The organism is Streptomyces sp. NBC_00038, assembly GCF_026343635.1.
In the GTDB taxonomy this organism is placed as follows: Bacteria; Actinomycetota; Actinomycetes; order Streptomycetales; family Streptomycetaceae; genus Streptomyces.
This window is the reverse complement of sequence record NZ_JAPELQ010000001.1, coordinates 4998645-5013205: the sequence shown is the minus strand read 5'-3', so window position 1 is coordinate 5013205 and position 14561 is coordinate 4998645. Positions and strand designations below refer to the sequence as shown.

The following is a 14561-nucleotide window of genomic DNA, read 5'->3' as shown; positions in this document are numbered from 1 at the left end:
GGGGGGGTTCATTGGTCGAGCGTTGCAAGGTCGTCTGAATCGATGGTTACGGGGACATGACGTGCGGGATATGGAGGGGCGTCTCCCGGACGTCCGTGGAGCCGGGAGACACGTCCATACGGTGCTTGTCAGGCCGTACGCCGCTTGTCAGGCGGTACGCCTCTTCAGGACCCGGAAGGTCAGGAAGACGACGAGGGCGGTGAGGGTGAGAAGGATGGCGGATTCCGTGAGCTGGAGGGGCCAGAAGTGGGACGGCGGGTGGTAGGTCGCCCACAGGTCGGAGATGCCGTTCTTGCTCATGCACCTCGTGAGGTCGGCGGCCGTGTCGTTGTCGACGCAGGCCAGGTTGTTGCCGATCCGCTCGCCGGAGGTGAGGATCACGCCGTGCTCCAGCTGCGCCGCGTCGGCCGGCAGGTTGGAGGCGGCCGCTCCGGTGACGGTGACCGCGGGCCACAGCGAGGCCCGGTACAGGTCGCCGAGGGTTTGCACGGCCAGGGTGACGGCGACCGCCAGGCCCAGCGCAGGCAGCGTACGGCGCACCAGGAGGCCCGCCAGGGCGCCCACGGCGAGGGCGCACAGCGCGGCCCCGACGGCGACCGGGCCGTTGGAGCGGAAGGCGTCCGTCTCGTACCAGTCCTGGTAGAGGAGGTTCCGGCCGTCGGTCCACATCAGGCGGTGCAGCAGCACCAGCACGGTCGTGCCGGCGGTGATCAGCGCGGCCGGGACCGCGAGCTGCGTCGCCAGCCAGCGGGCGGGCGACACGGACTGAGTCCAGGCGAGCTGCGCGGTGCCGCTCTCCAGTTCGCGGGCGATGAGGGTGGCGCCCGCCCAGGCGGCGACGAGGCAGGGCAGGTAGACGATGGCGTAGGCGGTGAGCTGGGCGACCGCTTCGTAGAAGAACGACGCGGCGCCGGGTGTGTCCCCGCAGAACGAGTCCATGGCGCACGAGGCCGCCAGGCGTTGCTCCTCCGCCCGTACGGCGTCCGCGCCGAGGCCGTACGCCCACAGCAGGCCGGCCGCGGTCACCGCGACCAGTGCCACCCAGATCACCAGCGCGGCGCCGTGCAGCCGCAGCGCCGCCCAGACGGTGCCGCGCGGGGTGAGCGGGGAGGGGCGCTCGGCGAGTGGCCGCGCGGTGGTGACTGCGGTCATGCGGGCTCCTTGGCGGTGACGACGGGGGCGCCGCCCGTGTGCCGCTTCAGCAGACGGAAGGCGGCCAGGACTGCGACCGCGGCGAGGGCGAGTACCAGGGCGGTCGCCGTGAGCTGAAGCGGCCAGTAGTGGGAGAAGGGGTGGGAGTCGGCGTAGTAGCTGACGGCGCCGACCCGGTCGTACAGGTCGCTGCACTCGGTGGCACGGCTGCTGCCGCAGTAGGGGTTGGGGAGGCGGGCGCCGGTCGCGGTGAGGAGCCCTTCGTCGACGGTGAGGCCGAGGCCGCGGGGGGCGTCGCCGGCGAGGCCGGTGACGGTGGTCACCGAGGGCCAGAGGTAGGGGCGCGCCACGCCGACCGCGGCCCAGACGGCTCCCGTCGCCGCCACCGTGACGGCGAGCGAGGCCAGGGAGCGGCGCAGCAGCAGGCCCGCGAGGGCGCCGGCGGCCAGGCCGAACAGGGCGAAGGCGACCGTCGTCGTGCCGTTGGCGTGGAAGGTGAGCAGGTCGGTCCAGGACTTGGCGTTGTCGATCTTTCCGCGGCCCCTGGACCACACCAGGTTGTGCAGCAGGACCAGCACACTCGTTCCGGCGGTGACGAGGGCGGCGGGGACGGCCAGCTTGACCGCCAGCCAGCGGGCCGGGGAGACCGACTGGGTCCAGGCGAGCTGCGCGGTGCCGGTCTCCAGTTCGCGGCCGGTCAGCGAGGCGCCAGCCCAGGCGGCGACCAGGAGCGGCACGACGTTCACCGCGATGGTCGTGTACTGCATGAGCGACTTGTAGGTGAGGATCGCGTCCTGGTCGTAGGCGCAGGTGGCCGTGGAGCAGTCGTTCCACTGCCGCCACCCCGAGGCCGCCGCGTCCGTGAGCGGGCCGTACAGCCACAGCAGCAGGGCCCCGGCGACGAGGAACACTCCGGCCCAGACGTACAGGGCGGGGCGGTGCAGCCGCAGCATCAGCCGGGTCGTGGTGAAGGGGACGACGGCGGTCATGCGACGTGCTCCTGAACGGGGGTGCGGGTGGCGTCGAGGGTCAACGCGGGCGCGTCGGGGCTGCGCAGATGCGCGAGGACCAGCTCCTCCAGGGACGGTTCCGCGGTCTGCCATTCGTCCCCGAGCGGGCCGTTCGGGCGTACGAGAGCGGTGAGCTGGCGTCCGGTGGTGCGGGACTCGACGACGGTGTGCGGGGCGAGGTCGCGGGCCGCGCCGGTGTCCGAGGCGTGCGCGGGCCCGGTGATCAGGGTGTGCGCGGCCACCAGGTCGTCCAGGTCGCCCGCCAGGCGTACCCGGCCGCCGCCTATCAGGAGCAGGTGGTCGCAGGAGCCCTCCAGGTCGGCGACCACGTGCGAGGACATCACGACCGTGGTGCCGTGTTCGGCGGCCTCGGCCATCAGCGTGCCCATCAGCTCGTGGCGGGCGAGCGGGTCGAGGTCGGCCATCGGCTCGTCCAGGAGCAGGAGTTCGGGCCGCTTGCCGAGCGCGAGGGCGAGCGCGACGCGGGTGCGCTGGCCGCCGGAGAGGGAGCGGACCCTGCTCCTCGGGTCGAGGTCGCCCTTCGCCACGATCCGTGCGGCGACCGAGGCGTCCCAGCGGGCCGGGTTGAGCTCGTGGCCCAGGCGGAGCGTGTCGGCGACGGTGAGCTGCGGGTACAGCGGCTTGCTCTGCGCGACGTACGCGATGCGCTCGCGGGCGGCGGCCGGGTGCGTGCCGAGCACGGTCAGGGAGCCCTCGGTGGGGGCGAGCAGCCCGGCCGCGTGGGCCAGCAGGGTCGACTTGCCCGCGCCGTTCGGTCCGACGACGGCGCAGACGCGTCCGACGGGGAGCCGGAAGGAGCACTCGCGGAGCGCCCAGCCCCCTCGCCGCCCGAACCGCTTGCCGAGTCCGGCCGCCTCCAAGGCGGTGTCCGTCATTCCTGGTCTCCCTTGGTGAACTGTTCATCGAGTACGGCGGTGAAGAGCGCTGCCACGTCGTCGCGCTGGAGCCCGGCCTCGCGGGCGCGGGACGCCCAGGCGTCCAGTTCGGCGCGCAGGGGCGAGTCGGCCGGGGTGCTGCTCAGTGACCTGCGTACGAAGGTGCCGAGGCCGCGTCTGGCCTCGACCAGGCCCTCGCGCTCCAGCTCGCGGTAGGCCTTCAGGACGGTGTTCGGATTGATCGCGGTGGCCTCCACGACCTCGCGGGCCGTGGGGAGTTTGTCGCCCTGCTCAAGGAGGCCGAGACGCAGGGCCTGCTTGGTCTGCTGGACGATCTGGACGTACGTGGCAACACCGCTGCGCCGGTCGATGCGGTACTCCACCACTACGGCAACCACCCTTTCACTAATTGAGTAGTGAAAGGGTGGTGCAAGATGGTGCGTGAAGTCAAGTACGAGATCTTCCGGCGGGCGTGAACCGATCGGCAGGGCTCGTCCGATGAGGGGGCGTGAGGGAAACGAGAAGCGACGGGGAGCTGCTGCGGGCCATCGCGGCGGACGGGGACCGGCGCGCCTTCGAGGAGCTGTACCGGCGGTACGCGCCATGGCTGGCCGCGCGGCTGCGCGGCCGGTGCGCCGACGCCGGGATCGTCGACGACGTCGTACAGGAGACGTTCCTCGCCGTGTGGCGCGGCACCGCCCGCTACCGCGAGGAGGGCTCCTCCCCGGACGCCGCCGGCTGGCTGTGGCGCATCGGCTCCCGGCGGCTCATCGACGCCCTGCGCGGCGACGGGGCGCGCGGGCGGATGCGGCAGGCGCTGGCCCGCCTGCGCCACCGCGACGAGGTCTCCGCCGAGGAACGCGTCCTGGCCGGCGTCGAGCACGGCGACCTCGCGGGCGCCCTGACCCGGCTCTCGCCCGAACTGCGCGCGGTCCTCCAGGCCACGGTGATCGACGGGCTCACCACCCGGGAAGCGGCCGTCCTGCTCGGCATTCCGCCGGGCACGGTCAAGACGCGGGCACTGCGTGCGCGCAAGCAGTTGCGGGAGGCACTGGCATGAGCCGTAGCGACATGACCTGGCATGTGCCGGAGGAGGACCTCCGCGCCTACACACAGGGCGAGTTGACGCCCCCCCGGCTCTGGTCCGCCGACACCCACCTCGCCTCCTGCGCGCGGTGCCGGCAGGCGCTGGCGGATGTGAGCGACCCGGTCGCCCTTGACGCGGGCTGGGAACGGCTCGACGCCGAACTGGACGCGCCGCGACCGAGGTTGACGGAGTCGCTGCTCGTGCGGGTCGGCGTCGCCGATCACACGGCGCGGCTGCTCGCGGCCACCCCGGTGCTGCGCCGCTCCTGGCTGTGCGCGGTCGCCCTCGTGCTGCTGATGACCGTGGCGGCCACCTACTCGGTGGAGGCCGGAGCGACGCCCAAGCTCTTCCTCGCCCTCGCGCCGCTGCTCCCGCTCGCCGGGGTCGCCCTGTCGTACGGGCCCACGCTCGACCCGACGTACGAGATGGCCGTCGTTTCACCGACCCACGGGTTCCGGCTGCTCCTCATCCGTACGGTCGCCGTGCTCACCGTCGGCCTCGGCCTGAACGGGCTCGCCACCCTCGCACTGCCCGGCTACGGGCTGCGCGCGCTCGCCTGGCTGCTGCCCGCGCTCGCCCTCACCGGCACCGGGCTCGCGCTGACGCCCCGCCTCGGTCCCGTCCTCGCGCCCTCGCTGGTCGGCGGGGCGTGGCTCGCGCTGCTCCTCGCGGCGCAGGCGACGACCGCCGAGCACGCCACGCTCGCGCCGTTCACGGCGGCGGGGCAGGGGGTCGCCGGGGCCGTCGCCGCGGTCGCCGTCGGGCTGCTCTATCTCGTACGGGACCGGTTCGACTCGGCGCCCGCGCATGTTCCCTTCTCCGGCGGGGGCGCGGCGTGACCGCCACCTCCGCACAGCACCTCTCCGCCCGCCTCTCCGACAGGAGCGCCGTACGTATGACGCCCACCGTCTCCGCCTCCGGCCTGACCCTCCGCTACGGCGGAACCTTCGCCCTCGACGACGTCTCGCTGCGCTTCGGCGAGGGCGTGACCGGGCTGCTCGGGCCCAACGGGGCGGGAAAGACCACCCTGTTGAGGGTGCTCGCCACCGCCGTGCCCGCCGACCGGGGGGCCTTCACGGTGCTCGGGCACGACCCGGGCACCGCCGCCGGGCGACTGGACCTGCGGCGCGTGCTGGGATATCTGCCGCAGACCCCGGGGTTCCACGAGGACTTCTCGGCCTTCGAGTTCGTCGACTACGTGGCGATCCTCAAGGAACTGACCGACCGCACCGCCCGGCACCGGGAGGTGCGCCGCGTGCTCGACGCGGTCGACCTGTCCGACGTACGGAGCAAGCGCATCAAGAAGCTGTCCGGCGGCATGCGCCAGCGGGTCGCGCTGGCCGCCTCGCTCGTCGGCGACCCCGGCTTCCTCGTCCTTGACGAGCCGACCGTCGGACTCGACCCCGAACAGCGCATGCGCTTCAGGGAGTTGATCGCCCAGGCGGGGGAGGGCCGGACGGTTCTCCTCTCCACCCACCAGACCGAGGACGTCGCGATGCTCTGCCACCGCGTGATCGTCATGGCCCGCGGACGCGTCCGCTTCGAGGGCACCCCGGCCGAACTGACCGCGCGTGCGGCTGGCCGGGTGTGGAGCAGCACGGAACGCGACCCGGCCGCACGCGCCGGATGGCGTACCGGAACCGGCTCGTTCCGCAATGTCGGCGACCCGCCCCAGGGTGCCGAACTCCTCGAACCGACCCTGGAGGACGGCTACTTGCTCACCCTCGACGGCGAGACGGGCGACAGCGACGAGACCGCGGGGGTGGCCGCATGAGCAGCACCACAGGCCTGGCCGAGGAGGCGGCGCCCACGGGGGTGGAGCCGGCTCCGGCGGCCAAGCGGCACAGGGCGGCGGCCGTCATCGCCCTCGCCCGCTTCGAGGCACGCCAACTCCTCCTGCACATACCGGTGTTCGCCTTCCTCGTGCTCTACCTCGCCTTCACCGGCTGGAGTCTGTTCAACGGCCGTGAGGGCATGGACGAGTTCCCGGCCCTCCAGGACGTCGACCGGGCCACCCAGACCGCCCCGCAGCTCCTCGGCATCGCGCTGCTCGTCATCGTCAACCGGACCGTCCTGCGCTCCCACCGGCGCGGCACCGACCGGCACTTCGACGTCCTGGTCATGGAACCGTGGCGGCGTACGGTGGCCCACGCGCTGTCGGTCGTTCCGTTCGCGGTGCTCACCGCGCTCGTCGTCGCCTTCGAGATCGTCTGGGCCGCGCACGAGCCGGGTGCCGTCGGCCACCCCTCGCCCACCGAACTGGCCGTCGGGCCGCTCGCCGTGCTCCTGTCCGGCGTACTCGGCGCACTGCTCGCCCGGCTGTTCCGGTCCTCCTTCGTCGCCCCGCTCTTCGTCGTCGGCGCCGCCATCCTGCCCGCCCTGCTGCTCTCCGCCGACGGAAGCTCGCGCTGGCAGCAGTGGCTATCGCCGGTAGTCACCGAGACGGGCGCCGACCCGTTCCCGTCCGAACTCCTCGGCCGCCCGGCCGCCTGGCACGCGCTGTATCTGGTGGGGCTCATCGGGGTGCTGGCCTGCGCCGCGGTCCTGGTCAGCGGTGGTCGCACCCGGATTGTCCAGGCGGCCACCGCCGTCACCCTCGCCGCCATGGTCGCGGGTGTCGCCGGACAGTCCCAGGGCGACTCGGCCGCCCTGATCGCGGCCCGCACCAAGATGTCCGTCAGCCCGGAGAAGTTCCAGACGTGCCACGAGTACGGCAGGTCGACGTACTGCGCCTTCCCCGAGTGGGACGCCCGCGCCGCCCTCTACTGGGCCCCGCTCGTCGACCGCGTCCAGTCCCTCGCGGGCGGCGCCGCCGGAGGTGAGCGGCTGACCGTACGGCAGCGGATCGACGCCCGGTACGGCCTGACCGGCGACACCACGCTCGAAGCGTCCAGCACACCGGGCACGGTGACCGTCGGCACGCGGTGGGGCGGCAACCGGGTTCCCGAGTTCGCCGTCGGAGTCGCCTCGGTCCTGGTGGCGGGCAACGAGGCGGCCACCAGCGAATGGTGCCAAGGGGACCCCCGCGCGGTCACCGTCATGTGGCTGGCGCTGGGCGCCGAGTCCGACCCGATGACCGCGTTCCGCAACGTCCGGCTCGGTGACAGCGTCGAAGGTTCCGACCTCGTCCTCGCGCCCACGAACGGCATCTCCCTGAGCGCCGAACAGACCTGGATCGTACGGGAGTTGCTCCAGAAGCCCCGTTACAGCGTCATCCCCAAGGTGAAGTCCCACTGGGCGGAACTCACGTCCCCGAAGACGTCCCTGGCCCGGGTGGCCGAGCTGCTGGGTGTGGAGGCCGCGTCCAGGGGAGCGGCCGACACGGATGCGGAGGAGGGCTCGTGCGAGGAGTAGCCGCGCCCGGTGAGGGTGCGCGGGCCCCGGGGCCCGGCACCCGTGCCCCGGGCACGGCGTCCGCGTACGCCTTGATCCGCGCCCTTCTCCACCCCGTGTGGCGCTCTCTGCCCCGGCGGGCCCTCGCTTCCGGGGCCGTCCTGGGGCTGCTGATCGCCGGGGCTCCGTGGCTGCTGTCGGTCTCCCGCGACTCCTGGCCCGGCCTCAACATCCTGCGGGCCTCCGCGCTCGCCTTCGGGCTCGGTCTGGCCTTCCTCCTCGACGACCCCGCCCGGCACACCACCGCGGCGGTGCCGATCCGGCGGCCGGTGCGGATCGGCTTGCGGGTGGCGTTCGCCGTCCCGATCGCCGCGATCTGGTGGACCGCCGCGCTACTCCTCGTACCGGGGGACGTCCGGCCGCCGGTGGGCGCCGTCACCCTGGAGGCCGCCGCTGTCGCCGCGCTCGCCCTGGCCGGGGCGGCTGTGGCGGTGCGGTGCACGGAGGCGGCCGAGCCCGGGGTCGGGGTGTCGGCCGGGCTGCTCGGCGGTGGCCTTGCCGCGGGCCTGCTGCTTCCCCACGACTTGGCCCTCGTTGTGGCGGTGAACGACCCGCGCTGGGACGGTGCCCATGAACGGTGGGCGGGGGTCCTGGTCGTGGCGGTGGTGGTGGGGGTCGCGGCCTGGGCGGAGCCCTTGCGACGGCGGTCGGTGATGCCCGCCTTGCGGCGGTGACGCGTCAGCGCTGACACCGCGGCGCTTCGTGGGCGGGGGCTGGGGGTGGGTTTTTCGCCCCCTCCGCCCCTACCCGTCCCTTGCTCCTGGGGCTCCGCCCCAGACCCCGCTCCTCAAACGCCGGAGGGGCTGAAGTTCTACCGCCCGGCGCTGGAAAGTCTTAGCCCGTCCGGCGTTTGAGGACGAGGCCGTTCAGGCCGACAGCGGGGGTCTGGGGGCGGCAGCCCCCAGGTACGGGACGGGAAGGGGCGGAGGGGGCGAAAAACCCCACCCTCACCCCAGCCACCAACCGTCAGGACTCGCTGCGGTACATCAAGTCCGTCTCGTGGACGTGGAAGCCGAGCCGCTCGTACACCGTGACCGCCGCCTTGTTGTCGGCGTCGACGTAGAGCATGGCCGTCGGCAGGCCCTGGCCGGCGAGGTGGCGGAGTCCGATCGTGGTGAGGGCCTTGCCGAGGCCCCCGCCCTGGGCACCCGGGCGGACACCGACGACGTACACCTCACCGATCCGCTCCTCGGCGTGCACCTTCGTCCAGTGGAAGCCGATCAGTTCGCCCGCGCGGAAGGCGAGGAAGAAGCCGGACGGGTCGAACCACGGTTCGGCCATCCGGTCGTCGAGGTCGCGCTGGGTGAGGGACCCCTGCTCGGGATGGTGGGCGAAGGCCTCCGCGTTCACGGCGAGCCAGGCCGCGTCGTCCCGCCCCGGCACGAAGGCCCGGACGGAGACCCCGTCCGAGAGCTTCGGCTCGGGCAGGCCGAGTCCGGTCAACGGCCGCCGCATCTGGCGCAGTTCGCGGAAGAGGGTGAGCCCGAGAACCTGGGCGAGATGCCGCGCGGCGGAGTGCCCACCGTGCGCCCACACCCGCAGCCGCTTCCCGGACTCGGCAAGCAGCGCGGACCCCAGCGCCCGCCCGTGCCCGTGCCCGCGATGCCCCGGATGGACGACCAGCTCGGCGGCCGGGGCCTCCACCGGGTCGGTGTCCTCCAACTGCGCGTACCCGACAAGCTCGTCGCCGAGGCTCAGCAGCAGATGCCGTACCCCCGGACGGACGCCGCCCTTCAGATACAGGCGCCCCTGCTCGGACACCGCCTGCTGCCCGTCGGTCCGGGCGGCCTCCGCGAGCAGCCGGAGCACGTTCTCGGCCTGGGCCGGGGAGAGCGCGGAGTAGGTCTCGATGGAGCGGGAGAGGCCGGGCTGTGCGGTGTCGTCGCTGGTCATGCATATGAGGGTACGGCGAGCCGCCCGGATGGATCGAGAGGCAACGGCAACCTGTCTGTAACCACGAACCCCCTGTTGCGCTACGCGCGTTGATTCTAAAGTGCACGCAAAGACCTCAGCTGTCGCACGGCTCCCGGAGTTCTCAGGTCTCCCGGAGCCCGCTCAGCTCTCGGAGCTCTCACACCTCCCTGGGGGGAACCCATGCCGACTCCCCGGCACAGACGTACCTATCGCATACTCGCGGGCGCCGCGGGCCTCGCCACGGTCGGCGCCCTCGCCGCCGCGCTGCCCGCCAGCGCCGGCCAGGTCACGGAGAAGGCCGCCGCCCACAAGCCCGGCAGCAGCCGCTACCAGGACGTACAGCTACTGTCGTTCAACGACCTGCACGGCAACCTGGAGGCCCCGTCGGGCTCTTCCGGCCGGGTGACCGAGCTGCAGGCGGACGGCACCACGAAGACCGTCGACGCGGGCGGCGTCGAGTACCTCGCCACCCACCTGCGCGAGGCCCGCGCGGACAACAAGTACTCGATCACGGCCGCCGCCGGTGACATGGTCGGCGCCTCCCCGCTGATCTCCGGTCTCTTCCACGACGAGCCGACCATCGAGGCGCTGAACGGCCTCGACCTGGACGTCACCTCGGTCGGCAACCACGAGTTCGACGAGGGCGCCAAGGAGCTGGCCCGCCTGCAGAACGGCGGCTGCCACCCGACGGACGGCTGTTACAACGACAGCGAGGAGTTCGAGGGCGCCAACTTCCCCTACCTCGCGGCGAACGTCACCAACGAGAAGACCGGCAAGCCGATCCTCAAGCCCTACTGGGTGTGGAAGAAGAACGGCGTCAAGGTCGGCTTCATCGGCGTGACCCTCGAAGGCACCCCGAACATCGTCTCCGCCGAGGGCGTCAAGGGCCTGAAGTTCGGCGACGAGGTCGCGACGATCAACAAGTACGCCAAGGAGCTCCAGAAGCAGGGCGTGAAGTCCATCGTCGCGCTCATCCACGAGGGCGGCGCGCCCGCCTCGACGGCGTACAACTACAACTGCGACAGCCCCGGCGCCGGTGACGGCATCTCCGGCCCGATCGTGGACATCGCCAAGAACGTCACCCCGGCCGTGGACGCGCTGGTCACCGGCCACACCCACCAGGCGTACGCCTGCACGATCAACGACCCGGCGGGCAAGCCGCGCACGGTCACCTCGGCCGCGTCCTTCGGCCGCCTCTACACGGACACCACGCTGACGTACGACCGCTGGACCGGCGACATCGCCCGTACCGCGGTGAAGTCCGCGAACCACGTGGTCACCCGTACCGTGGCGAAGGCCGCCGACATGACGGCCCTGATCGACCGGTGGAAGACCCTCTCCGCCCCGATCGCCTCCCGCCCCATCGGCTACATCGCGGGTGAGATCCCCAGCACCGGCACCGAGTCCCCGCTCGGCGACCTGATCGCCGACGCGCAGCTCGCGTACGCCAAGTCCGTCGACCCCGAGGCCGACCTCGCGGTGATGAACCCGGGCGGCATCCGCGCCGGTCTCACCTACGCGGCGAGCGGCAGTGAGGGCGACGGGGTGGTGACCTTCGGCGAGGCGTACACCGTCCAGCCGTTCGCCAACACCGTGAACCTGGTCGACCTCACCGGCGCCCAGGTGATCACCGCTCTGCAGCAGCAGGTCAGCGGCCTGAACGAGGCCGCCCCGAAGATCCTGCAGATCTCCGCGGGCCTCACCTACACGCTGGACCTGACCAAGACGGGCGCGGCCCGCGTGGTCGCGGACTCGGTCAAGCTCAACGGCACGGCGATCGACTCCGCCGCCACCTACCGCGTCGCGATGAACTCCTTCCTCGCGGGCGGCGGCGACGGCTTCACCGCACTCGGACAGGGCGCCAACGTCCTGGTCGGCGGCGACGACCTGGCGGCCTTCGAGTCCTACCTGACGGCCAACTCGTCCGCGACGACGCCGTACCCGGTGCCGGCCGCGAACCGCATCACGATCGTGAAGTAGGAAGTAGCAAGTAGGAACAGTAAAAAGCTGAGTGGGGCCGGTACGCCTATGCGTACCGGCCCCTTTGTCTTATCCTGGCAATTACCTCGGTAAGTTCCAAGTGAGGCTCGTAATAAGTTCTGTGTGAGCGGTGGGTTGGTTCCCGCTCCGAGCTGAAAATTGTTTTCAGGTGCAATTCATCGAGGTCTAAGGCGAATTGGCGATTTCGGGGTTCGGTGTCCCGTAGTGTTTTCCATGTCGAAAGCGAACAGGGCTTACGGCAAAAGGAATTCACCGCAGAGTCATCGCAGCGAAAAAGGGAGAACGCCATGAGCTTCCACAAGATCACCCCGGTCAAGAAGAACCAGAAGGCCGCCCCCAAGCCCGCGCCGAAGAAGCCGGCCGCGAAGAAGCCCGCGCCGAAGCGCCCCGTGGGCCAGCAGGGCCGCTAGCAGCCGCTACGAGGCGGGGTCTCCGGAATTCTCCGGAGACCCCGCCTCGGCCATGTTCCGGACAGGGCCCCGGTCGTGTTCCGGACAGGGCCCAGGTTGTGTTCCGGACCGGAAAGGAGATTTGAGCCGACATGCGGGAAGTCCGCGAGGCGTTCGCACGCTTCTGGCCGCTGACACGCGGTGACCGTAAATGGCTGGTGCTGATCATCGCCTGCGTGATCGTGGCCGCACTCGCCGAGACCGCCTCGATCCTGCTGTTCGCGAATCTCACCGACCACGCACTGCAGCGCGGTCTGCTCCGTGCGTTCTGGGGACCGGCCGGTACCTGGCTCGCCGTCGCCGTGCTCGGCGCGATCGTCGGCTACCTGGGCAACTCGCTCGCCGTGTGGACCGCCGAGAGGTTCGTCCTGAGACTCCGTGCGAGTATCTTCCGGCACGTCCAGGACCTGCCCCCCGACTTCTTCCAGAAGCACCGCCAGGGCGACCTGGTCGAACGCCTCACCGGAGACGTCGAAGCCATCGAGCAGATGGTCGTCTCCGGCGTCGTCGGCACCGTCTCCGCCGCCTTCTCGGCCGTCTTCTACGCCGCCGCAGCCCTCTGGCTCCGCTGGGACCTCGCCCTCGTCACCTTCCTCCTCGCCCCCCTCTTCCTCCTCGCCGCACGCCGCTTCGCCGGCCGCATCAAGAAGTCGTCCCAGGAGGAGCGCGCCGCCGACGGCGCGATCACCTCCGTCGTCGAGGAGTCCCTCGGCAACATCGTGCTCACCCAGGCGTACAACCGCCGCAGCGCCGAGGAGAAGCGGCTCGACACGGAAGCTCGGGCCTGGATGCGGGCCAGCGTGCGCGGGGCGCGGGCGAGCGAGATGTACGAGCAGTTCGTCGAGGTCGTCGAGACGCTGTGCGTGCTCACGGTGATCGGCCTGGGCGTCTGGGAGATCGCCCAGGGGCGCATGTCGCTGGGCCAGTTGCTCGCCTTCGCCGCCTTCCTCGGCTACCTGTATCCGCCGATCCGCAGCCTCGGCCAGCTCGGCCTGACGCTCACCGCCGCCACGGCCGGTGCCGAGCGCCTGCAGGAGATCCTGGACACCGAGCCCGCCGTCACCGACCCCGCCGACCCCGTCCGGGCCTGGCCCGTACGCGGCTGGGTCAGCCTCCACAACACCTCGTTCCGCTACCCCGGCGCCGAGCGCGAGTCCCTCCAAGACGTGACCTTCACCGCAGCACCCGGCGAACTCGTCATCGTCACCGGCCCGAGCGGCGCCGGAAAATCGACGCTCTCCAAACTCCTCACCCGCTTCTACGACCCCTCCTCGGGCGTGATCTGCCTGGACGGAGTCCCGCTGACCGACGTACCCCTGGAGTTCCTGCGCGAGAACGTCGCGCTGCTGCCACAGGAGACCCTCATCCTGAACGGCACGATCCGCGAGAACATCGGGTGCGGACGGCCGGGAGCCTCCACGGCCGACATCGAGCGGGCCGCGGCCGACGCCTTCGCCCACGACTTCATCCATGCGCTCCCCGACGGCTACGACACGGAGATCGCACCCGGCACGGCCACCCTCTCCGGCGGCCAGCTCCAGCGCATCGCCATCGCCCGCGCCATGCTGCGCGGCGCCCCCGTCCTCGTCCTCGACGAGCCCACCACCGGCCTCGACTCGGTCGCCGCGCGCCGGGTGGTGAAGCCGCTGCGACGCCTGATGGCGGGCCGTACGACCATCATGATCACGCACGATCTGAGCCTCGCCCCCGACGCCGACCGCATCCTCGTCGTGGACGGCGGACGGCTGGTGGAGGAGGGCACGCACCAGGAGCTGATGGAGCGGGGCGGGGCGTACGCGCGACTGGCGACGCCCGAGCTGGGCGGCTCGGGGGTGGCGCGGTCCGAGTCGACGATGGTGCTGGGGCGCTCGGCCGCCCCAGCGCTCGGGGGTTACGTGATCCCGCGTGCGCCGGGCGTCGTGCACCTGCCCGAGGACGCCTCGGCCTCGGGCGTCCGGAGCGTGTAGCCCAGCCCCCGCACGGTGTGGATGAGCCGGGGTCCGCCCCGGCGCTCCATCTTCCGGCGCAGATACATCACGTACACGTCCAGCGTGTTGGAGGCCGGCTCGAAGTCGAAGCCCCACACCGCCTTGAGGATCTGGGCGCGGCTGAGGACCTTGGCCGGGTGCCGGAGCAGGTACTCGAGGAGGCCGTACTCGGTCTTGGTGAGGTCGAGGGGCCGGCCGTCGCGGGTCACCGTGTGGGCGCGCAGGTCCATGGCGACGTCCTCGAAGGCGAGCCGGTCGCCGGGGCGCGGCGCGGCCGGCTTCCGCTCGGGGCTGCGGCGCAGCAGCGCCCGTACCCGCGCGAGGAGCTCCTCGGTCGCGAAGGGCTTCATCAGGTAGTCGTCGGCGCCGTTGTCGAGGGCGACGATACGGTCGCCGACTGCGCCCCGGCCGGTGATCATCAGGATGGGCACGGTGGACCCGGAGGCCCTGATCCGCCGCGTCGCGGCCAGCCCGTCGAGGACCGGCATGGTGACGTCCATCAGCACCAGATCGGGCAGCTCGTCCACCCCGGCGACCAGATCGAGGGCCTCCCGGCCGTCCCCGGCGAGGACGGTCTCGTACCCCTCGAACCTGAGCAGTCTGTCGAGCCCCTCTCGTACGGCCTCGTCGTCATCGGCCAGCAGGATCTTCCGCGCCATCCTGCAAACGTG

The 14561-nt window shown here is 71.8% G+C and carries 14 protein-coding genes; 8 read left to right on the top strand and 6 right to left on the bottom strand.

What is annotated here, in order from left to right:
- Window positions 1–147: 147 nt before the first annotated feature.
- From OG219_RS22595 to OG219_RS22580, 4 genes are read right to left on the bottom strand one after another with little or no spacing between them, the layout of a single operon-like run.
- Window positions 148–1152: a hypothetical protein gene (locus tag OG219_RS22595; RefSeq protein ID WP_266829232.1), complete on the bottom strand. Its 1005-nt coding sequence runs from the start codon at window positions 1150–1152 to the stop codon at window positions 148–150.
- Entirely contained in the window at window positions 1149–2141 is a 993-nt protein-coding gene (locus tag OG219_RS22590; protein WP_266829231.1) for an ABC transporter permease, read from the bottom strand. The genes OG219_RS22595 and OG219_RS22590 overlap by 4 nt, the downstream gene beginning before the upstream one ends.
- Entirely contained in the window at window positions 2138–3058 is a 921-nt protein-coding gene (locus OG219_RS22585) for an ABC transporter ATP-binding protein (protein WP_266829230.1), read from the bottom strand. The genes OG219_RS22590 and OG219_RS22585 overlap by 4 nt, the downstream gene beginning before the upstream one ends.
- On the bottom strand, window positions 3055–3444 hold the full coding sequence (locus tag OG219_RS22580; protein WP_266836190.1) for a GntR family transcriptional regulator: 390 nt from the start codon (window positions 3442–3444) through the stop codon (window positions 3055–3057). The genes OG219_RS22585 and OG219_RS22580 overlap by 4 nt, the downstream gene beginning before the upstream one ends.
- A 122-nt stretch (window positions 3445–3566) precedes the next feature.
- On the opposite strand from OG219_RS22580, the gene OG219_RS22575 reads away from it, so the two are divergent.
- The 5 genes from OG219_RS22575 to OG219_RS22555 are packed head-to-tail and all read left to right on the top strand — an operon-like array spanning window position 3567 to window position 8212.
- Complete coding sequence (locus tag OG219_RS22575) at window positions 3567–4118, top strand: RNA polymerase sigma factor (protein WP_266829229.1); 552 nt, start codon at window positions 3567–3569, stop codon at window positions 4116–4118.
- Window positions 4119–4129: 11 nt separating this feature from the next.
- Window positions 4130–4984: an anti-sigma factor gene (locus OG219_RS22570; protein WP_266836189.1), complete on the top strand. Its 855-nt coding sequence runs from the start codon at window positions 4130–4132 to the stop codon at window positions 4982–4984.
- A gap of 56 nt (window positions 4985–5040) precedes the next feature.
- Window positions 5041–5919, top strand: coding sequence for an ABC transporter ATP-binding protein (locus OG219_RS22565; protein ID WP_266836188.1), 879 nt, complete (start codon window positions 5041–5043; stop codon window positions 5917–5919).
- The gene (locus tag OG219_RS22560; protein ID WP_266829227.1) at window positions 5916–7499 is read left to right on the top strand and encodes an ABC transporter permease; all 1584 of its coding nucleotides are present in this window, start codon (window positions 5916–5918) and stop codon (window positions 7497–7499) included. Before OG219_RS22565 ends, OG219_RS22560 begins: the two co-directional genes overlap by 4 nt.
- Complete coding sequence (locus tag OG219_RS22555; protein WP_266829225.1) at window positions 7487–8212, top strand: ABC transporter; 726 nt, start codon at window positions 7487–7489, stop codon at window positions 8210–8212. Before OG219_RS22560 ends, OG219_RS22555 begins: the two co-directional genes overlap by 13 nt.
- A gap of 292 nt (window positions 8213–8504) precedes the next feature.
- Here the strand turns inward: OG219_RS22555 and mshD are convergent, their stop codons facing one another.
- Window positions 8505–9431, bottom strand: coding sequence for a mycothiol synthase (gene mshD, locus OG219_RS22550; RefSeq protein ID WP_266829223.1), 927 nt, complete (start codon window positions 9429–9431; stop codon window positions 8505–8507).
- A 201-nt stretch (window positions 9432–9632) separates the two neighbouring features.
- Here mshD and OG219_RS22545 point away from each other — a divergent pair, with 201 nt between their 5' ends.
- The 3 genes from OG219_RS22545 to OG219_RS22535 all read left to right on the top strand — a co-directional run bounded on the left by OG219_RS22545 (window position 9633) and on the right by OG219_RS22535 (window position 13869).
- Entirely contained in the window at window positions 9633–11432 is a 1800-nt protein-coding gene (locus OG219_RS22545) for a bifunctional UDP-sugar hydrolase/5'-nucleotidase (RefSeq protein WP_266829221.1), read from the top strand.
- A gap of 308 nt (window positions 11433–11740) precedes the next feature.
- Window positions 11741–11863: a hypothetical protein gene (locus OG219_RS22540; RefSeq protein WP_266829219.1), complete on the top strand. Its 123-nt coding sequence runs from the start codon at window positions 11741–11743 to the stop codon at window positions 11861–11863.
- A gap of 131 nt (window positions 11864–11994) precedes the next feature.
- A complete protein-coding gene (locus OG219_RS22535) occupies window positions 11995–13869 on the top strand; it encodes an ABC transporter ATP-binding protein (protein WP_266829217.1) in 1875 nt (624 codons plus the stop codon).
- On the opposite strand, the gene OG219_RS22530 is transcribed toward OG219_RS22535, so the two are convergent.
- Entirely contained in the window at window positions 13794–14549 is a 756-nt protein-coding gene (locus OG219_RS22530; RefSeq protein WP_266829215.1) for a response regulator transcription factor, read from the bottom strand. The two genes, OG219_RS22535 and OG219_RS22530, sit on opposite strands and share 76 nt — an antisense overlap.
- Window positions 14550–14561: the final 12 nt, after the last annotated feature.